The 20,890-nt window shown below is 38.1% G+C and carries 18 protein-coding genes and 1 other RNA gene; 4 read left to right on the forward strand and 15 right to left on the reverse strand.

Features of this window, described 5'->3' with window-relative positions; all coding sequences use genetic code 11:
- The first annotated feature begins 95 nt into the window (after positions 1–95).
- Complete coding sequence (locus tag H5968_RS12890) at positions 96–854, forward strand: hypothetical protein (protein WP_187040274.1); 759 nt, start codon at positions 96–98, stop codon at positions 852–854.
- Positions 855–1,097: 243 nt separating this feature from the next.
- Here the strand turns inward: H5968_RS12890 and H5968_RS12895 are convergent, their stop codons facing one another.
- Complete coding sequence (locus H5968_RS12895) at positions 1,098–2,849, reverse strand: ABC transporter ATP-binding protein (protein ID WP_187040275.1); 1,752 nt, start codon at positions 2,847–2,849, stop codon at positions 1,098–1,100.
- 276 nt (positions 2,850–3,125) lie between these two features.
- Positions 3,126–3,767 (reverse strand): hypothetical protein, encoded by a 642-nt coding sequence (locus H5968_RS12900; RefSeq protein WP_187040276.1) that lies wholly within the window; start codon positions 3,765–3,767, stop codon positions 3,126–3,128.
- 475 nt (positions 3,768–4,242) lie between these two features.
- Between H5968_RS12900 and galE the strand changes: the two genes are divergently transcribed.
- Entirely contained in the window at positions 4,243–5,241 is a 999-nt protein-coding gene (galE, locus tag H5968_RS12905; protein ID WP_187040277.1) for a UDP-glucose 4-epimerase GalE, read from the forward strand.
- 132 nt (positions 5,242–5,373) lie between these two features.
- Here the strand turns inward: galE and H5968_RS12910 are convergent, their stop codons facing one another.
- The 3 genes from H5968_RS12910 to H5968_RS12920 form a co-directional block, all read right to left on the reverse strand.
- On the reverse strand, positions 5,374–5,973 hold the full coding sequence (locus H5968_RS12910) for a hypothetical protein (protein WP_187040278.1): 600 nt from the start codon (positions 5,971–5,973) through the stop codon (positions 5,374–5,376).
- Positions 5,974–6,012: 39 nt separating this feature from the next.
- A complete protein-coding gene (locus H5968_RS12915) occupies positions 6,013–7,254 on the reverse strand; it encodes a sulfite exporter TauE/SafE family protein (RefSeq protein WP_187040309.1) in 1,242 nt (413 codons plus the stop codon).
- A 315-nt stretch (positions 7,255–7,569) separates the two neighbouring features.
- Entirely contained in the window at positions 7,570–8,001 is a 432-nt protein-coding gene (locus tag H5968_RS12920) for a hypothetical protein (protein ID WP_187040279.1), read from the reverse strand.
- 255 nt (positions 8,002–8,256) lie between these two features.
- Between H5968_RS12920 and H5968_RS25685 the strand changes: the two genes are divergently transcribed.
- On the forward strand, positions 8,257–8,388 hold the full coding sequence (locus H5968_RS25685; RefSeq protein WP_255427121.1) for a hypothetical protein: 132 nt from the start codon (positions 8,257–8,259) through the stop codon (positions 8,386–8,388).
- 155 nt (positions 8,389–8,543) lie between these two features.
- Here H5968_RS25685 and H5968_RS12925 read toward each other — a convergent pair whose 3' ends face one another.
- From H5968_RS12925 to der, 3 genes are all read right to left on the reverse strand, one after another.
- Positions 8,544–9,329 (reverse strand): DUF4058 family protein, encoded by a 786-nt coding sequence (locus H5968_RS12925; RefSeq protein ID WP_137668356.1) that lies wholly within the window; start codon positions 9,327–9,329, stop codon positions 8,544–8,546.
- A gap of 86 nt (positions 9,330–9,415) precedes the next feature.
- Positions 9,416–10,345 (reverse strand): energy-coupling factor transporter transmembrane protein EcfT, encoded by a 930-nt coding sequence (locus H5968_RS12930; RefSeq protein WP_187040280.1) that lies wholly within the window; start codon positions 10,343–10,345, stop codon positions 9,416–9,418.
- 188 nt (positions 10,346–10,533) lie between these two features.
- Positions 10,534–11,895 carry a ribosome biogenesis GTPase Der gene (gene der, locus H5968_RS12935; RefSeq protein WP_137668358.1) on the reverse strand — a complete coding sequence of 454 codons (1,362 nt, stop codon included), beginning with the start codon at positions 11,893–11,895 and terminating at the stop codon, positions 10,534–10,536.
- Between the two features lie 277 nt (positions 11,896–12,172).
- On the opposite strand from der, the gene H5968_RS12940 reads away from it, so the two are divergent.
- On the forward strand, positions 12,173–14,086 hold the full coding sequence (locus tag H5968_RS12940; protein ID WP_187040281.1) for a WD40 repeat domain-containing protein: 1,914 nt from the start codon (positions 12,173–12,175) through the stop codon (positions 14,084–14,086).
- Positions 14,087–14,179: 93 nt separating this feature from the next.
- Here H5968_RS12940 and H5968_RS12945 read toward each other — a convergent pair whose 3' ends face one another.
- From H5968_RS12945 to groL, 7 genes are all read right to left on the reverse strand, one after another.
- A complete protein-coding gene (locus H5968_RS12945; RefSeq protein WP_187040282.1) occupies positions 14,180–14,941 on the reverse strand; it encodes a D-Ala-D-Ala carboxypeptidase family metallohydrolase in 762 nt (253 codons plus the stop codon).
- Between the two features lie 218 nt (positions 14,942–15,159).
- Positions 15,160–15,885 (reverse strand): ribonuclease III, encoded by a 726-nt coding sequence (rnc, locus tag H5968_RS12950; RefSeq protein ID WP_187040283.1) that lies wholly within the window; start codon positions 15,883–15,885, stop codon positions 15,160–15,162.
- A gap of 171 nt (positions 15,886–16,056) precedes the next feature.
- Positions 16,057–16,482: RNase P RNA component class A (gene rnpB / locus H5968_RS12955), an RNA gene on the reverse strand.
- Between the two features lie 210 nt (positions 16,483–16,692).
- The gene (locus tag H5968_RS12960) at positions 16,693–17,409 is read right to left on the reverse strand and encodes a hypothetical protein (protein ID WP_187040284.1); all 717 of its coding nucleotides are present in this window, start codon (positions 17,407–17,409) and stop codon (positions 16,693–16,695) included.
- Positions 17,410–17,445: 36 nt separating this feature from the next.
- Entirely contained in the window at positions 17,446–18,615 is a 1,170-nt protein-coding gene (corA, locus tag H5968_RS12965; RefSeq protein WP_187040285.1) for a magnesium/cobalt transporter CorA, read from the reverse strand.
- A gap of 11 nt (positions 18,616–18,626) precedes the next feature.
- Positions 18,627–18,911 carry a hypothetical protein gene (locus H5968_RS12970; protein ID WP_187040286.1) on the reverse strand — a complete coding sequence of 95 codons (285 nt, stop codon included), beginning with the start codon at positions 18,909–18,911 and terminating at the stop codon, positions 18,627–18,629.
- Between the two features lie 215 nt (positions 18,912–19,126).
- A complete protein-coding gene (gene groL / locus H5968_RS12975) occupies positions 19,127–20,815 on the reverse strand; it encodes a chaperonin GroEL (RefSeq protein ID WP_187040287.1) in 1,689 nt (562 codons plus the stop codon).
- Between the last annotated feature and the right edge of the window lie 75 nt (positions 20,816–20,890).

Here is a 20,890-nt window from a genome sequence, read left to right on the forward strand (position 1 = left end):
AACTAACACGAATAACTTTCTTCCTTAACATGATCTCGACCTCAATACTATAATCATAGCATACCACGAGGAGATTTGTGGAGGTTTTACCAGAAATGTTTAGGTATATAGCCTACAGTCCCAACCCTCGCTTTTTAAGCAGAAATTGGCCACCAGCATTTACAGAATGGAGTACCAAAGCTGTCCGCGATGCTTTTTTTGCATCTCCATTATTTCCCAGACTGTTGAATAGTGATGCTGTCAAAGAGGCCATCTCTCGCGGTGTTAAAGATGGAACTTTAGCTTATGTTGGTAAAACCAGCAATGGTTATGAACCATTTTACCACCAATGCACCTTTACCTCTGCGGAGGTGGAAATTTCTGAGGATATGTTCATCATCACCCAAGAAACAGCAGCAGCTTACCAAACAGCTTTAGCTGCAAGTGTAACAGTTTCTGAAACCCCATCAACGACACCGCAAACCGAGCCAACTGGTACTTACACCCCAGCTAATACTAACAGTGGTACTGCATCTGTTACAAACACTGTAGGAGAGAAACCTGCACCCTATGATAGTAATACGAAAAAATCACAAGATGAACCAGAACCAACAAAAGAACCTGAGATTATAACCCCAGTTGCATTACCCAAATTATTAAAGTGGAGTGGTGTAATTACACCGCAAAAATGGATGAACTTTTACACGAAAGTGCTGACCAAGTTTGCTACTAATAAAGACTTAAAATTAACATTAAAAGTGGAGGTTCTAGTAGAGGGAGAAATAGCTACCCAAAAGATTGAAGAAACAAAAGTAGCTCTGTCTGAGTTGGGGCTAAATAATGATGTTGAGACTGATATACACGAAAATCGCTAAAAGAATTTTACTGTTTACTTTCATATAATGGATATGCTACCAGATAGAAAAATTACTGAGATTAACCTCAGATTTCATAAATTAGGTTGGGATAAACAAAAAAGAGAGGAATATAATTAGGGCTTGCTAAATAAATACAAAAACTCCCCGCGTCGGGGAGAGGTTTGGAGAGGGGTTTATTTATACATTAAAAACTTTTCAAACATCCTCTTACAGGAAAATTTGCTACTTTAATGTAGTTACTCAATGTAGTAACTCTTCTACTTGATGCTGACTCCACAATTTTTGATATAATCCTGGTTGTTCCACAAGTTCTGAATGTTTACCAATTTGTACAATTTTACCATGATCCATAACCATGATTCTATCAGCAGTCGCCGCTGCTGAAAGTTGATGGGTAATGAAAATCACGGTTTTCTGTTTTGTACCGCTAGAGAGATTTTTCAGAATTTGGGTAGCAGTTTGATTATCCACACTAGAAAGGGCATCATCTAAAATTAAAACTGGAGCATCAATTAACATAGCTCTAGCTAAAGATGTACGTTGTCGCTGTCCACCGGAAAGGGTAATTCCTCTTTCACCAACAATTGTTTCATATTCCTGGGGGAAATTATTAATTTCAGCGGCTATTTGAGCAAGATTAGCAACAGCTTCTACCCTTTCTTGTTCACTAATGGGGTCGCCATAACGGATATTATTTTTAATGGTGGTACTAAACAAAAAACTATCTTGAGGAACGTAAGCGATCGCCCCTCGTAAATCATTTAATGCTATTTTTGTAACATCCAAACCATCTAAAAATAACTGTTCCTCCTGAATATCCAACAACCGTGGTAAAGCATTAGCTAAAGTAGATTTTCCCGAACCAATAGCCCCGACCACTGCTACCACTTCCCCTGGTTTAATAGTAAAGTTAATATCATCTAAAGCCGGGGTATTAGCACCAGGGTAGGTGTAACTAAAATTTTTGGCTGTAACTTCACCTTTAACTGTATTTGTGGGTAGAGAAATAGCATCAGGTGGATCTTGAATTTTGGGAATGATACTAAAAATTGATTCTAACCGATCAATACTAACTTCACCTCTTTGGTAAGCAGTAATGGTAAAACCTAATAAAGCCGTGGGGAAAACTAAACGCTCTACATAAATCAATAAAGCCAAAAAATCACCCACAGCCAGATTACCAGAAGATATCCGCATAGTTCCCAACCAAATAATAATTAGGGAACTAATATTAGCTAAACCACCAATCAGAGGAAACAGAGTACTGCGGGTTTTAGCTAATGTCAAGTTGGCTGTTAATAAAGCCTGATTTTTCTTTTGAAAAGCTCGACGCTCATTTTCTTCTTGAGCGTAAATTTTAATCAAAGAAATACCACTGATATCTTCTTGGATCAGTTCGCTAATATCCGAAAGTTGTTCTTGGACAGCAGCTTGTTGTGTGCGTAGGCGATCGCTAAAAAAATGCACCAACAAAAACATAAACGGATAAACTGCCAGAGAAGCTAAAGTCAGATCCACACTAATTGATAGCATTACTGGCAGCGTCAGAGTATAAGCAAAAAAAGTATTTGCTAAACTCAATACCGCAAAACCCAACAACCGCCTGATATTGTCCACATCGCTAGTAGCCCGACTAATAAGATCACCAGAAGTATTACTGGAAAAATAAGACGGTTCTAGTTGAAGTAAATGCTCAAAAATTCGCTGTTTCAGTTCAAATTCTACCTGACGACCCACACCAAAAATCCAGATGCGGGAAGCCATACGCATCATCCACATTGCGGAACTGAGGGCAATAATGATTACTACATAACGTAGTACCTGATCCAATCTAAAAGTTGTGGAAAGTGTATCCACCCCAGAGCGAATCAGCAAAGGGATATAAACGCCCAACCCATTGACAGACAATAAGGCAATAATGCCCAAAACAGTATCCTGCCAATGGGGACGTAAGTAACTACCGAGTTTAGCAAGCCGTCGAGATTGTGCCATTTAAGCAATTTTACACTTTGTCATCCTAAATCGCAAAAGTCAAGAGGCAAGAAGCAAGAGGTTAATTTCTTCTGACTGCTGACTCCTGACTCCTGTACGGGCGAAGTAGGGGCGAAGCATTCGGAAAATAACCTGTGATAAAAATTGATAATTAGTTGCCCGAATGCTTCGCCCTTACAGGAAAATAGCCTTTTCATAAAATTGATAATTGGTCACCCGAATGCTTCGCCACTAGGACTCCTGACTCCTTGCAGTCCTGACTCCTTGCTCTCCTGATCACGAGCGCCCACGCAAGAAAACGTAAATTTGATTAAGATAACTTTCCCAAACTTGGGTTGTGAGTTGCAGAGTTTCCGCATTAGGTACAAAATCTTCTACACGCAACCCCCTTGTACTGATAGCTTGAGGATTTTGTAGTAGATAAGATGGGATGTTCACATCACCCACAGGTAAGATGCCAGCAGTCATCACATCGGAGATGGTATTGGCACTGTTAATAGTTTGGTTAATAGCTGGTACTGTTGCTACCAATGTAGGAGGAGGCAATATAGCTGCAACTGGTGATCTAACTAAAAAGTAAGCAATAGCGGGTGTACTCGACAATAACAAAATTGTCAACGCCCAACCTAACAAATATCCCCCTGGTTTTTCTATGCCACCGCCTTTAATTTTTTGGGCAGCAAGCATCAACATTAAAGTGGCTGCGCCCAGAGGTTTGAGAGGAAACGAGATAAACCGCCACAGGGATGCCACCGCAGGTTCACCAGGATTAAAAAATGCCAAAGCTAAAACAACCAGTACAATCCCTAACACAAATCGGCCAACAAAGCTTACTGTTGGGTAGAATCTTTGGAACAAAGAATAGGCAACAACGCCAATTAATAGCCACAATAAGACCCGGCTGAGTAATTGAAACATAGATTAACTCTCTAATTTTCTTGTGCGGCTAGTCTATGAGGATCAGGTATAGCAACCACCAAGGCGGTTAAAACCTCAGTGTAGTAATGGAAGTCTGGCTAAAACAGGGTGTTACTCCTGAACGGCAGTTGCTTCACTTGGGGAGACCCCAAGACCGCACTGCCTCCTCCTGACTCCTTTACGGGCGAAGCATTCGGGCGACCAATTATCAATTTTATGAAAAGGCTATTTTCTGAATGCTTCGCCCCTACGACTTCTGACTCCCGCTATAAATGGGTTTATTTTATCGTCAAACTGCAATTTATCACTGACTTAAAAATAACTCTCACCTCACGCACACAGACTACCGTCGTAGTGATTTTAGAGCAAATTTTTGACACTGAGTGTATTATTTGGAATTTTTCAAAAGACTAACCTAACACCAGTGGCATAAATTAATTGAGTAGTCGTCGTCAACTCGTTAAAAGGAACAACTATGTCAACGCAAAAACCCACCATTTTGGTAACAGGGGGAGCAGGATACATTGGTTCTCATGCTGTGAAAGCCTTACTGCAAGCGGGTTATCAAGTGTTAATCTTGGATAATCTGGTCTATGGCCATCGAGATTTGGTAGAACAGGTTTTGCAGGTAAAACTCATTGAAGGTGATATAGAAGATCGTCCCCTGTTGGATCATCTGTTTCAAACCCACAAAATTGAAGCAGTTATGCACTTTTCTGCTTATGCCTATGTGGGTGAATCCGTAACTGACCCGGACAAATATTACCGTAATAATGTTGTGGCAACTTTGACGTTATTGGAAGCGATGCTGGCAGCGTCTATTAAAAAATTTGTCTTTTCTTCTACCTGTGCCACTTACGGAGTCCCAAAATTTATCCCTATCACTGAAGATCATCCCCAAAATCCCATTAACCCCTATGGTGCTACTAAGTTAATGGTGGAAAGGATACTCTCGGATTTTGATGTTGCTTACGGTTTAAAATCTGTATGTTTCCGCTATTTTAATGCTGCTGGTGCTGATCCTAGTGGTTTATTAGGAGAGGATCATAATCCCGAAACTCATTTAATTCCTTTAGTATTACAGACAGCTTTAGGTCAACGCCAATCAATTTCTATTTTTGGTACTGATTATCCCACCCCTGATGGTACTTGTATTCGTGATTATATTCACGTTTCTGATTTAGCAGATGCCCATATTTTAGGTTTGGAATATCTGCTTAAAGGTGGTGAAAGTAATGTTTTCAATTTAGGTAATGGTAATGGTTTTTCTGTGAGAGAAGTTATTGCTGCTGCCCAGGAAGTGACAGGAATAAATATATCAGTTCAAGAATGCGATCGCCGTCCCGGTGATCCTCCTTCTCTCATTGGTAGTAGCGAAAAAGCCAGAAAAATCTTAGGTTGGCAACCTATATATCCTAATATCAAAGATATTGTCACTCACGCCTGGAACTGGCATCAAAAAAGGCATAAATAGGAGATTGGTGATTGGTGATTGGTGATTGGTGATTGGTGACAGAAAAAGGCAAAAGGCAAGAGTTTATTCTTACCAATTATCAATTATCAATTATCAATTATCAATTATCAATTATCAATTATCAATTACCCATTACCCTCTTTTCAGTGTTTTCACTACAAAAACTAAAATTCCTATAGATAAAAGTAAAATTGCCACGATAATTATAGGTTGTACAAAACCTATAACCGCATTTTGTTGTTGATTATTCTGTTGATTATCTTCAATTACATTTTCTACTACTTGTGGTGTTGCTATTGCTTTACCTGCGGCCACAGTAACTTGAAACTTTAACTCAAAAGGTCGAAAACTCTCTGCTGTTGCTGGTTTTCCACTCAGTTGCAGTTCATAAACTCCTGGTTTGGGAAAAATTATGTCTGCTCCTGGTATGCCTTGATACCGTTCAGCATCAACGGATTTTAAAGGAGGTTCAAGCAGTGCCGGTTCTTCTGGTGCATGGGGTTCTGCATAAATAGCCAACTCACAATCACACTCTTTTAAAGGTAGAACTTTACCACCTTTACGAGTCAAAGCAAACCAAGTTGCCGCAGGTTCACCAGCACGGGGATTATCATTAGGTTCAATGTGGATAGTACCGCCAATATCACCTGATATTTTGACCGTATGGGCAGAAGCAACAGGAAGAGATGTAAATGTTATAAATAGCAAAAGTAGGAATAATTTGTAATTCATAATTGAAGGCAGGAGGCAGGAGTTTTCAATTTTCAATTTTCAATTTTCAATTGATTTGTCACCTTTCTTTGGAGGAACATAGAATTTTTCTAATTTTAAAATTGACCAAAAAAAGTGCGATCGCACTAACAAAACACCCAAAGTAATTATTACCAATAACAAAGCTGCTAATCTATTACCCCAAGTTAATCTTAAAGCACCCAAGTAATGAGAACCAATTAAGACTACATGAATAGTAGCCAACAGCAAAGCAGGAACGCTCAACAGATGGATTTGTCGCCAACGCTTACCTAATGACTTTTGCAGAAAATCAAAACTTGTGCAAGCTGCTGGACTCATCAATACTAAAGCTACAGCACCCGCACCCATCGCCCATTGAAATTCTAGCGGTAAGAACCAAACAGCAGCAAAATTCCATTCTAAAGAGTGTTCTATATTATGAATGGTATGTACCGCTGATAGCACAAACGCCCCTACTCCTAAAGCGCGACGGTAGCGCATAGATGATGGACAAAAACCACTGAGAGGACGAGCAACTAAGGCCAAAATTAAGCAAATTAGGGCAGCGTGTCCACTGTAGTCTACCATTGTATCACCCGTTCGCAATAGGGTAATGATGCCAATGATTAATGTCACCCAACCACCCAAGCGAAATAACTGACTGCGCCTATCTTTACTCATCAAGGAAGTGGAAACACCTACTCCTAACATCGTCGGCAAAGTTCCCAAACCAAAAGCTAACATGGTAATTGCACCTTGCCATAAATTACCCGTAGCAGCAGCTTTGATTTGAGCAGCATATAAAAATCCACAAGGCATTAAACCCCAGGTCATACCCAAAAGTGCTGGTGTCCACCATTTTGTATGTAAAGATAGTTTCACCATTCCCGCACTTAAACGGTTATGTAAATTACCTTTTAACAAAGGGTGTAATAAGGGAATATGCGGTATTAAGTCTGGTCTAACTTGTCCTAAACCAAACCAAATTAACATAATACCAGTAATTATAGCTATCCAGCGGCGTAAATCACTACCCACACCTGCTAATTGTCCACCTTCAACCAATGCCGAACCAAGAGCGCCAATAGCTGCACCTACTAGGGTATAGCTTAACAGTCTTCCTAAATTTAACAGAGTATGAAATTTTACTTGCTGTTGCCAATTTTGGGTTTCTTGTTGATGGGAAAGGGAAAAAGCAACTGCTAAAGGTCCACACATTCCAAAACAATGTCCAAAACTTCCCAAAAAACCCAGGAGCGATATAAGTAGTAAATCTAACATCATCTGATGATATATTATATGTTTTCAAAAATCAAATATGAGTCCTATATATTAATTAAGAGTTATTAATTCATAATTCATAATTCATAATTCATAATTCATAATTGTAAAGGTTTGATTCCCCTACCTTGGTAGACAGATCGGTTTCATCTGGGGTTGAAATCCTCATTTGAAACCTAATTATCAATTATCAATTATCAATTACCATTGGTGTTGTTTACTGTAAAAATTTAATGTATATTGACAAATTTGTCAAAAGACAAGCTGTCAAACTTGCCTTTATTGGCTATTGGCTGATTACCGATAACTGAATAATTACTTTTTAGGAAAAGTTAAAGTCCAGTTTTGGGGATTATTTAGTTGAAAATATAAACCTTGAAATATCATTTTGACAGCAATGCGACTTCTGATATACCTCCGAATTAAATGTGTTCCTGGTTCTGCAAAAACATCATCATAATTTTGGCGGTGTCCAAAAGGACGAGAACAGTATTTGTGATCGCCTGGAATTGATAACATAAAAAATTGCCTTTCTTTGTATTCATCAGGAACTTGAAATATACCATATACATTATGTTCACCCAGCCAAGGTTTAACCCTCACCTGTTTAGCTTGCACGTGAAAATTTTGTTTGTTTAATTTGAGTACAGTTACAAGTCCGCAATTAGAATCATTAACAGGCCACCAGATAATAATCATGATCAATGAAAACAAAAAAAGTAAACTATAGATCAAGGGAGGACGCATAAATTAACTACATGATTCAAGAAAAACAAAAGCCACTGATTTACCAGAAATTTGGTTATAATTACTATTAATCTATTCAACTTAAATTATTATTCACCCGGCTATTTTAAGTAACAACAGTAATTTTACTCCTGTACAGCTATTTCGCCCTCACGTCTCTACTTACTTCTCAATGCTTACGTTTGTTTACTTAATTTTAGTAGTCAAACACACCAATAGCAGGTACAATCAATTGAGTTAATGTGCAGTATAAAGATGATGTTAACAAAGAAAAGCTGGAAAAATTTCAAGATAGTTGCAGGTGTATTTAGTGCCATCGCATTTACTCAATTTTCGGGAGTCAATACTTCTGCACAAGCAGCAGATCAATTTCTAACTCCTGACTAATGACTAATAAATACAAAAAAGGCTTGGAAGAGAACCCAAGCCTAGACTTCACTCAGGGTAAAATATCTGATCACTATATCGACTTTCAGTAATTTAAACATCCATCTAAAGGAATAAAATTGAAGAAAGTCAGTAGTTTTACTGTTAAAAATATGCTACCTCAACCGTTTATCCCGCAACAACTCATCTATCCAAGCTGCATCTGCTTTTGCAAGTGCTGGTACTGGTTCTTGACTATAGTCTATGACCAAATCATAATCATAAATCTCATATACCTGATTTAACAAGGCTTTCAAATCTATTACTGGTTCACTATCACCTGCACACAAAGGTAAAGAAAAAGCTGGAATTATATCTTGTATATTAAAAGCATATAAATCTGCTTGAGGGCGGCGATTTCCCCGACACACTAAAATTCGATAATCACTTTCAATATTATCACCAAACATGGGCATGGGTTCGCCTTTGCGTAGTAAATCAATTTCTACTAAATTACTACGACTACCTAATACTTGTTGCCGTTTTTCTTGATATGCTTCTCTTCCTTTACCTGAACGTTTATTAGTAGGAGAAAGAATTTCAATTGTGGTAATTAATTTCTCTGTTCCAACTTCTTTAACTTCTAAATATCCTTCTTTAATATTAATTGGCATTGGTACGGTAACTGTTACAGATTTTGGTGCAGGTGCAGCAACAGCAACCTTTGTATTTTTGGTTTCACTGATATTTTTCCGACTTTTCACGATCACATCAGGAATACCTACTAATAATGAACTATCATCTATGGTTTCATAGGTTCTCACTTCTACGGCAACTCGATATTTAGGACGCAGTTGAGGTGATAAAAATCTGGCAATTTCGCTAATTAATAAGTGATGTAGTCCAGGAAATAAGTCTGGGTGTTCTAAATATGGGTTCATTCCGGGAAAGATAGAAGTCATTTCTTGAACTCCTTTGACAATTTTAGATTTTGGATTTTGGATTTTAGATTGCAAAATTCCCTATCAGCTTGTACTTTTCATCTACATTAAGAAACTTCTGTTCCAAATGCTATCCTCAGTCCCCAAAATACAATTAAAATTCCTATAGCTACCCAATCACCTGTTTTTAATTTTAATTCTTGCCATTTGACTCGATGTTCATTAGGACTGGTAAACCCTCTTACCATCATAGCATTTGCCATTTGTTCGGATCTTAATAGCAAATTTTCTAATAATCTTTCAATCACTATTAACCAAACTTTTGCACTTCCTTTTAATCCTAGTTTTTTCCAGTTAATTGCTCTTGTCATTACAGAACGTACTAGGTTTTGAATTTCTTCTAAAACTAAGGGTATAAACCGCAATGATAATGTTAAAGTGAGGGTAATTTCCGTGACGGGAATTTTGAATTTTCTCAACGGTTGCATTAAGCTTTCCATCCCAGATGTAATTTCTTCTGGTGCGGTTGTGAGTAAATATAAATTAGTGCTGTAAATTAAACTAAATACTATTGTACTCAAGCTAATTGCTAAATCCAAAGAACGACGATTTACTTTTATTGGTCCTTGGTGAATTAGCACATAACTGTATTCTTTATTACTATCTTCTATTTCTGGACTTACTTTGCTATCTTTAGCGGTTGGTGGTTGAGTTAAAACCTGTTGATTTGCTGGTAGGCGTGGTTGATAATTTATACTGTATCCGTCAGGGCTGATCGAACCGATCACCAATACCATCAATGATAGAACTAGCAACCAGCCCATTTGTTGCCGCCATACTCTCAGGGGAATTTTGGCAAATAAGGTAAAAATAATTAACATTATTACCAGTAGTACCCGCCAATAGTTGTTAGCAACTACATAGCTGGTGAGAAAGCTTAACAACCAAACTAACTTAACTCGTGGATCTAATTGATGTAGCCAAGTTTGCGGTTGTTCTAAATATAATCCGAGTGGGAGCGATCGCAGTAAGTCCATATTTCAATTTTAGATTTTAGATTTTAGATTTTAGATTTTAGATTTTAGATTTTGCAGGAGAAAACTTTTGTAACTATGAAAATTTTGGATTGTTAGCTAATTTATCCTAATCTAAATCTAAAATCCCAAATCCCAAATCCCAAATCCCAAATCCCAAATCCCAAATCCCAAATCCCAAATTCCAAATTTTAAACGCGAGTTGCGCGGTTGACACTACCAACTTCCATTTCCCGGACTTTTTTACTCCGCCATAATACGCGAATTGGTGTACCTTCAAAACCCAATTGTTTGCGAAACTGTCTTTCTATGTACCGACGATAATTGTCATTGAAGCGTTTTGCATCGTTGACAAATAAGGCAAATGTGGGCGGTTGGGTACTCACTTGCGTACCATAATAGATTTTACCTTGTTTCCCACTACGTGATGCTGGTGGGGAATGCCAACTCACTGCGTCTGTGAGAACTTCATTCACTACTGAAGTGCTGACACGGCGTTTGTGTGATTCAGCAGCTTTATTCACCAATTCTAAAATCTTTTCTACCCTTTGACCTGTCATGGCACTAACAAAAATTGTATCTGCCCATTCAGTAAAATGTAAACGTGCTTCTAAACTCTTTTCATAATCATAGATTGTGTAAGAGTCTTTTTCGACCGCATCCCATTTGTTAACAACAATAATGCAAGCGCGTCCATCTTCAATAATGCGCCCAGCTAATTTTTGATCTTGTTCTGTGACTCCATCTAAAGCATCTAAAACCAATAACACCACATCGGAGCGACGAATGGCTTTAAAAGCGCGGTTAATACTGAAAAATTCAGTACCGTAATCTATGTGTTTCTTTTTACGGATTCCCGCAGTATCAATTAAGCGGTAAGTTTGTCCATCCCGTTCAACTAAAGTATCAATTGTGTCGCGGGTAGTTCCAGAAATAGGGCTAACTATGGCCCGTTCTTCACCCACGAAAGCATTTAATAAACTGGATTTACCAACATTAGGACGGCCAATAATGGCAACTTTAATTTCGGTATTTTCTTCTAAGTCTTGAACGTGGGGAATGTATTTAATTAACTCGTCGAGGATTTCACCAGTACCACTACCATGAATAGCGGAAATAGGGTAAGGTTCTCCTAATCCTAATTCCCAAAATTCACTGGCTTGAATTATACCTTGTTCCGGTGATTCACATTTATTTACCGCCAGTAATACTGGTACTGTTTGTTGCCGTAACCATAGCGCAATTTCTTCATCTGCTGGGGTTAAACCGGCTTGTCCATCGACTACAAATATTGCTGCACAAGCTTCTGAAAGTGCCGTCATTGCTTGTTGACGAATCAAAGGCAGAAATTCCGTATCATCGTTAAATACTAAACCGCCTGTATCAACCACGACAAATTCCCGATCTTGCCAAAATGCTGGTCGATAAGTGCGATCGCGTGTTACACCAGGTTCATCATGAACTATTGCGGTTTGATCTCCAGCTAAACGATTTACAAAAGTAGATTTGCCCACATTCGGGCGACCGATAATTGCTACAATTGGCAGTGCCATAAACTAAACTTTCTTGTGCTGAGTGTTGTAGATGTGCTGAGTTATATATCTACGTTCTTCACCCAGCACGCTTTTAGAGAACTATTTATGATATCATATTTCCTCAACGATAGCAATTGTTATGTATTCACCTGGATATATCCCCAACTTCTTCAATAAGTCCGGTATCTGGGTATGATATTTTTCAGGTTGAGTGGTTGAATATTTCTAGTGTCAACTGTTGACAATTGATTGTTTATACAAATATACTTCAGTAAAAGTATCATAATTAAGCAGAATGAACAAAGGTAAATGGTTAGAAATCAGCCGGTATATCTATTTAGGTTTAATAGTATTGGGAACTATTGCTGCAACTGTTAATCAACAAGTGGTTTATGCAGTTATTCCCTTGATTTTAATCATAACAAATATAGCAACTTATTCCCAGTTTAATTATTCTCAATCCCAAGATAAGATTAAAGAAGTACAAACCAGTTTACAAAATATCACAGATCAATTTTACCAATTCAAAGAAACTATGAATACATCCAATGATCGCTTACAAAAAATTGAAGATTGGAAACAGCAGCTAAACCAACTTATTGATAACAAGATAGACCAAAAAATTGAAACATCAATGCAAAAAATACTCACAGAAATCAACGAATTTCCTCAACAAATTCAAAATATTAACTATCGCTTAAATCAATTAGACAGTTCTCTAGAAAATTTACATAAACAAATTCAGCAACAAGGTGAGAAATTAGATATTGTCCAAGAAATCCAATCTGAAGTTTTGCAGATTCATGAAAAAATGCAAAACATGGAAATTGTTAATTCTCAATTAACTCAGATTGAACAAACTGAGACATCTTTAAAAAATTGGAGTGAAATAAGTCAACAAGAATTAGCAGAATTAAGAGAAAATCAGCAACATCAAAGTTTAGAATTTACTCAACTTAGTCAACAACTTACTGATCTTAATTCTCTCTGTGAAAATATGGCTAATTCCATTCAGCAATTAAATCAATCTTGTGCTAGACAAGTTGAGGACTTGGATCAATTTAAACAAAATCAAAACAGTGAAAATTCAAGATTTAATGATAGTTTTGATTTTCTAAATCAATCCTTGACAGAATTAGATACTTCCTTTGATGCTTTAATTACATTTAATCATTTAACGAGACCGTTGGATAAAGCAAATAAATCTAATATGGAATCAGTAGAAGATTATAATGTAAAAGTTGAATTTAATCTAGCAGTTCCTAGCACATCTACATCAGCAGAAAACACAGAAGAATTATTATTTGTGGGAACTTTAAAAGGTCATGAATATAAAGTTTCTTCAGTTGCTTTTAGTCCTGATGGTAAGACTTTAGCTAGTGGAAGTGATGACAAAACTATCAAAATTTGGGATTTACAAACCCAGCAACATCGTACTTTTGCAGGACATAAAGATTCAGCATGGACAGGAGGTATTAACTCAGTTGCTTTTAGTCCCGATGGTAAAATATTAGCTAGTGGAAGTAATGATAAAACTATTAAATTATGGGATGTAAATACAGGAATAGAACTTTTCACATTGAGAGGACATGAAGAGAAGGTTAACTCTGTTGTATTTAGTCCCTTGGGAAAAATTTTAGCTAGTGGTAGTAAAGATCAAACAGTCAAACTTTGGTCTTTAGAACAGGGAAAAGAAATTTACTCTTTTAAAGGTCATACAGATGATGTTTTGTGTGTCGCTTTTAGTCCCGATGGTAAACTTTTAGCTAGTGGTGGAGGTAGGAATGATAGAAGTATTAGAATTTTACAATTAACTGAAAACACAGTCAAAACTTTAACGGTAAGTTCTGATTGGTTTACTGGTGGGATTAATGCTTTATCTTTTAGTTGTGATGGTAAGATCTTAGCTAGTGCTGGTAATGATAAAACTGTGAAATTATGGAATGTAGAAACTGGTGAGGAAATGAAAACTTTAACAGGACATTCTGAAGCGGTTTATGCAGTGGTATTTAGTCCCAATGGTAATATTTTAGCTAGTTCCAGTCAAGATAAAACTGTGAAGTTATGGGATGTAGATGTAGATAGTGTGGTGGAAATTTCCAGTGTTAAATGTGCTGATGATGGAGTTTATTCTCTTGCTTTTAGTCCTGATGGTAAAGTTTTAGCTGCTGGAAGTGCAGATAAAACCATTACTTTGTTTCCTTGTTAATGATTTGATCCCCCATAAAAAAGTAAGGGTTTAGCATTGCTAAAACCCTCGAAAATTCAGGGGTAAAACCTGAATATAGTGGTAGTTTTATTATTAATAAGGAAAGATGACTCTACCACCAGGCCTAACATCAGCATGGAAAAAGCCCTTATTTCTACCCATAAAAACAGCATCTCCTAAACCGGAAAATTGAGAAGCTCTTAACACATCCCACAGCTTTCTAAAATCTCCGTTCATTGGGATCATATCTATAGCTCGGAAATAGAGATGCTGACTATTACGAGCGCCTCCGACTGCTCTATTGACTGCGGGTGGACGATAACCAGAAGTAATACTAATGGGTGAGCCAAATTTTTCTCTCACTGGTCCCCAGGTTCTCGCTACTCTAATTGCATTTGCTACATATTCAGAACTAGTAGGAACACGAGTACAATTTTTCGTAACTTCACCCCAAGTCAAAGGAACACCGTCAACAATATATTGGTTAGCATAGACTATTTCGCCTCCAGGAAGTTTCATAGTCGCGCCTGTACGTGATCCGGCATTGGTATTAACTTTGATTTCTGAGGTATTAGTTTCTTCTTTGTCTCCTGCTGTTTCTTCTTTATCTTTTAGTTCCAGTAATTCCTTAGCGGTGCTGACTCCTAAACCCAAGGGATATTCTAATTGTTGTAGTGATTTAAATTCCGAGAATGCCTGTTTGGTGATGGGTCCGACTTTTCCATCTGCTTCTATTTTCAGGAGTTGCTGTATTTCTTTTACTAAGTCTGGATGAGCATCAGTGATAAATATAGCTGGAGAGTTGAGTTTTACAAACTCAGTGAGAGATGTGATATTTGCGGGATTGGATGTCATAAGTTTTTGTCAATAGATTTTGGTAGTTTTCCACATTATTCCTATGCAACTTTAATCTACACATAAAATAAGCGTGATTACTGTGGTCAATTGTTAATTTTGAATTAAATTTTACTAAATTTTACTAAATTTTACTAAATTTTACTAAATTTTACAGATTGCTGATAAGTTATTAGTTGTTAGTTATTTTTACCCAATCACCTATCACCAATCACCTATCACTGATCACCTGTCACCTCTTCAGTAATGGCTAAATAAGCTACTTTAGCCGCAGCTTGTTCAGCAGCTTTAATAGAGCGTCCCTTACCCTGTCCTAACATTTTTTCATGTAACCAAACTTCAGCTACAAAACGTTCATGACTACGGTGGGGTTGATTAACTTCTACAACTCGGTACTCTGGTAAAACTTTAAATTGTGCCTGAGTCCATTCTTGTAGAGCCGCTTTATAGTTTAATCTAGCCGGATCAAGGCGAATTTCTCTTGCTAGGTCTTGAAAGTGGGGATCTAACCAAGGACGAATGAGGTCTAAATTATGAGTGCTGAGGTAAAGCGCCCCCAGAACAGCTTCAAACGCATCCGCTAGACGTGACTCTTGACCAACAAGATCAGCAGTAGCACTACCAGCAACTAATAAGTATAATTCTAAACCATATTCTCTGGCTAACTTGGCGAGAATGCGATCGCTCACCAACACCGAACGAATAGCCGCAAAATCTCCCACAGCACAGTCGGGATAATTTTCCCATAACACCACAGCGGACACCAGGCGCACAACTGCATCACCGACAAATTCCAACTGTTCATAATTTGCCGACTCGGAAACAGTGGCGTGAGTTAGCGCCAAGTCCAGTAACGGCCACTTGATGGGGCTATCTGGTGATAAACCTAACTTTTGAACTAAACTTTCAAGTTGCCGTTGACGGCGAGGATAAACGCGGGACATTAAAACAAGATAGTAAATATGTGCAACTCAATCATTAATAACTAATAGACATCTGGTGGTAATTAAATGTGTATAACCTGAAACCCATTCTAAAGACGTTCTATAGAACGTTTCTACATAGATTTTCACCAGAGGTCTAATAACTAATAACCAATAACTAATGACTAAAAAAAGAGAGAGCAGGACATAAGCCGGATTCTGTTCTCTTGCGAGGGCGGTTATCTATCTGGGATGTTTGTTACCAAACACCTCTAGCGGCGCTCATTTACTGGAACTGGTAAAAGACCAACCGTAGTTCCTCCGGCCTTGCTCCCAACCGGGGTTTACCGAGCCAACGCCTCTCGACGTTGCTGGTGCGCTCTTACCGCACCTTTGCACCCTTACCAGGGATTAGGTATTGGGGATTGGGATTGGGAAATTTCTTACCCAGTCCCTAGTCCCTAGTCCCCAGTCCCTAGCCCTGGCGGTATCTTTCTGTGGCACTATCCTCACGATCGCTCGCACTGGACGTTATCCAGCAAGTTTGGTCTTTCGGGAGTCCGGACTTTCCTCAAACCAGTCTTGATGACTGATCTGCAACCACCTGCGCCTACTCTCTCCCCTATCTAGTTTAAGCTTTAATTGCCTCTTCTGTGTTATTCAGTTAGCAGGAAATAGGGAATAGAAGGCAGGAAGCAGGAAGCAGGAGGCAGGAGTTATGTATTTTGGATTTTGGATTTTGGATTTTGGATTATTTATTTTTGTCAACTCCAATCTAAAATCTCAAATCTCAAATCTAAAATTTTTCTCCCCATTTACCAGTTCCTATCATCTTTTCTTATTCCAAGGTAGAGCATAGGTCCAGGGTAATTTCTCGATAGTGAAAGGACAATTGATAATAGAGATAGGAGGAACATTCACACCCGGAGCCAAACCGACACGCAACTCAGATATTCTTAATACCAGTTGAAAAGAAAATTCTACTTTCTTTTTACCATCCATAAAATCTTTATACAAACCCTTAAAAGGCTTTTGATCTTTCATGGCAACTATATCAATTAAAGGTTCTCCAGGTTGATATGTTCCTGTTTCTTTGTCCCTTTTTAAAATATCTTCTGCTGTCACACTTTCAGAAATTGTTTTCTTAGGAGCAATAATCGTAGGAACTTGTGGTATTGCTAAGTCACGGCTTAGGTCTGGAGATTTGCGAATCACACGGCGAGATTTTTTGCTATGTTCAATGACCCAAGAACTATTATCCCAGTCAACATATACAGCTAAAGCCTCTGATTTATTATCAATGCTAATTGATAATTCTTTCAAGTTGTCTTTTAATTTCTCCAAAGAATATGTATCTGTTTTAAAGGAAATCCCAATTTTTTCATCCAGATTTTGTTCTTTCAATTGTTCCTCAACGGCACTCTTTTGAAAATTTAGCACCACCATGTCATCCACAGATTCAATCATGCGATTGAATGTGTAATAAACTCCCAATATATAAACCATCAAAACAAGAAGATTTTGATCGCCACTTTGTACTGCCATAAAACTACTAATAACTCCTTGGAAAATTCGCAAACTTTATTTTTGATTGATTTCAAATGAATTGTCAAGCCAACCCCGTCTCCAAAAAAAGAAAATTAACCCACTAGCAATTGCCGCCATTAATCCCAAGCATAGCGGATAACCCCAATACCAATTTAATTCCGGCATATTATAAGGTGATTTTTCGGTATTGAAATTCATTCCATATATTCCCACTACAAAAGTTAAAGGAATAAAAATTGATGAAACAACAGTTAGTAATTTCATGATTTCATTCATTTTATTACTAACCGCTGAAAGATAGACATCCATTAATCCTGATGCTAATTCTCGGTAAGTTTCCACCATATCCATCACTTGTACCGCATGATCATAACAATCTCTCAAATAAATTCTCACCTCCTCACTAATTAATTTACTACTATCACGAATCAAAGAATTAATCGCATCTCTTTGTGGCCAAATAGCTCTTCGTAGTTGTAATAATTCTCGCCTAATTTGATATATTTGTTTTAGTGTTTGGGGATTTGGACTAACTATTACTTCTTCTTCTAATTCGGCAATGCGTTCTCCATACAATTCTAAAACAGGAAAAAATCCATCAATAATTGCATCTAACAAAGAATACGCTAAATAATCACTTCCTTGTCGGCGAATAATTCCTTTACCTCTGTCAATTCTCATCCTCACACTATCAAAACAATCATGCTCAGGTTCTTCTTGAATTGTCAATAAATAATGTCTACCTAAAACTAAGCTGACTTGTTCACTATAAAAACTACCATGATTGGGATTAGGCACAACCATACGAGCAATAATCACTAATTGGTCTTCATAGTCCTCGATTTTCGGGCGTTCCCCCATATTAAAAACATCTTCTAAAATCAGCGGATGTAAATCAAAAGTTTGCCCCAAACGGTGAATAATCTCTTTGTTTCCTAAACCTTGTACATCTACCCAGGAAACAGATTCTGTATCCAAGTAATTGCTGCATTCTTCTGGATGTTGTATTTGTTTGTGAGTTAGATTAGTTTGGTTATAGTCAACCAAAAAAATATTTGGTTGTTCAGCATCTTCATCAATAATGAGTGTACCCGGAGGAGTTCCTGGTTCATGATAGTATTCGTTTTCAAATGGCTTATTTACTTTTTCTTTGTTGATAACTTTATTTATGACTTTGGGTAGACGACGATGTTTTTTAGCCATTAAGTCTCACCTTAATATTTATCTTGCTGAAAAACTTTTTTCTTCAGGAGTAGTAGGGGCGAAGCATTCGGGCGATAAATTATCAATTTTCTGAAAAGGTTATTTTCCTGTAAGGGCGAAGCATTCGGGCGATAAATTATCAATTTTCTGAAAAGGTTATTTTCCTGTAAGGGCGAAGCATTCGGGCGATAAATTATCAATTTTCTGAAAAGGTTATTTTCCGAATGCTTCGCCCCTACTTCGCCCGTACAGGAGTCAGGAGTCAGGAGGAGGCAGTGTGGTGAATTGCATATCATATTTTTACAAAATTAGGATGCTCTCCTATTTGATAATTTACTAATTTATAGCAGATTGCTGGTAAATAAGACATAGGATCTAAATTCACAGCCAAACTCCTGAATTTTCACATAAATTTTCCCAAAAAAAGTTTGTCTTTTGGTAAAGACAAACTGTAGAAAAATTTAAAATTTATTGACTTTGATTGAATTTGATTGATTTGGGCAAGTGGTAGTTAGAACATACCCATACCACCCATACCACCCATACCACCCATACCGCCCATACCGCCCATGCCGCCCATGCCGCCCATGCCGCCCATGCCAGCATCAGGAGCAGCAGCTTTCTTTTCAGGCTTTTCTACTACTATTGCTTCGGTGGTTAAAACCATACCCGCAATAGAAGCGGCGTTTTGCAATGCAGAACGAACAACTTTAGCAGGATCAATAATACCTGCGGCGATTAAATCTTCAAATTCTCCGGTAGCAGCGTTGTAACCGATGTTAAAGTCGGTTTCTCTGACTTTAGAAACAATGACTGAACCTTCTGCACCGGCGTTATCTGCGATTTGGCGTAAAGGTGCTTCTAAGGACTTTTGTACAATGTCAGCCCCAATTTTTTCTTCGGCATCAAGGCTGTTTTTAATGGCATCTACTTTTGTAGACAGGTGAATTAAGGTTGTACCACCACCAGGAACGATACCTTCTGCTACTGCGGCTTTGGTGGCGTTGAGAGCGTCTTCAATCCGCAGTTTACGATCTTTGAGTTCGGTTTCTGTGGCTGCTCCCACTTTAATTACTGCTACACCACCAGCAAGTTTGGCAATACGTTCTTGCAGTTTTTCTGTATCGTAGTCAGAATCAGTTTCTTCTAACTGTTTGCGAATTTGGGCAATACGCTTTTGTACTTCTGGTTTGTTGTCAGTACCAGAGACAATGGTGGTATTTTCCTTGTCAATGGTGATTTTCCGGGCTGTACCCAGCATTTCTAAGGTAGCTGTATCCAAGCTCAAACCAATTTCTTCAGAAATCATCTGTCCATCGGTGAGAATGGCAATATCTTGTAATAAGGCTTTGCGACGCTCGCCAAAACCAGGGGATTTAATGGCAGCAACGGCTAAAACTCCCCGTGCTTTGTTGACTACCAAGGTTGCTAAAGCGTCACCTTCGATATCTTCAGCAATGATTAATAAAGGTTGACCTAAACGGGCTACTTTTTCCAGTACAGGTACTAAATCTTGAATGGCGTTGATTTTTTTGTCGGCGATGAGGATGCGGGCGTTTTCAAATTCTACTGTCATCCGGTCGTTGTTGGTGATGAAGTAGGGAGAAATATAACCGCGATCAATTTGCATCCCTTCTACTACTTCTAGTTCAGTAGTTAAGGATTTTGATTCTTCTACGGTGATCACACCATCTTTGGTGACTTTCTCCATTGCTTCGGCCAGCATATTGCCGACTTCTTCATCGTTACCGGCGGAAACGGTGGCAACTTGAGCGATCGCACTTCCTTCTACTGGTTTGGCTATTTTGGCAATTTCTGCTACCAATGCTTCTACGGTTTTATCTATACCCCGTTTTAAGGCAATGGGATTTGTACCAGCAGCTACGTTTTTGAGTCCTTCCTTGACTAAAGCCTGTGCTAAAACTGTAGCTGTTGTAGTTCCATCACCTGCGGTATCTTTGGTTTTAGATGCCACTTCTTGGATCAGTCTTGCACCAGTGTTTTCTAAAGGATCTTCTAGTTCAATTTCCTTGGCAACGGTGATACCGTCGTTGACAATTTGGGGTATACCAAATTTTTTTTCTAACAGGACGTTGCGGCCTTTGGGTCCCAAGGTGATTTTAACTGCATCCGCTAAGGCGTTAATGCCTTTTTCTAGCGATCGCCGTGATTCCTCATCAAATGAAATAATCTTAGCCATGTTTGTTTTCTCTATCTCTTCCATTAGACAATTTAGCACTCACAAGACAGGAGTGCTAACTATTCCAACTATTGA

Origin of the sequence: Sphaerospermopsis sp. LEGE 00249 (genome assembly GCF_014299995.1) — a bacterium.
In the GTDB taxonomy this organism is placed as follows: domain Bacteria; phylum Cyanobacteriota; class Cyanobacteriia; order Cyanobacteriales; family Nostocaceae; genus Sphaerospermopsis; species Sphaerospermopsis kisseleviana.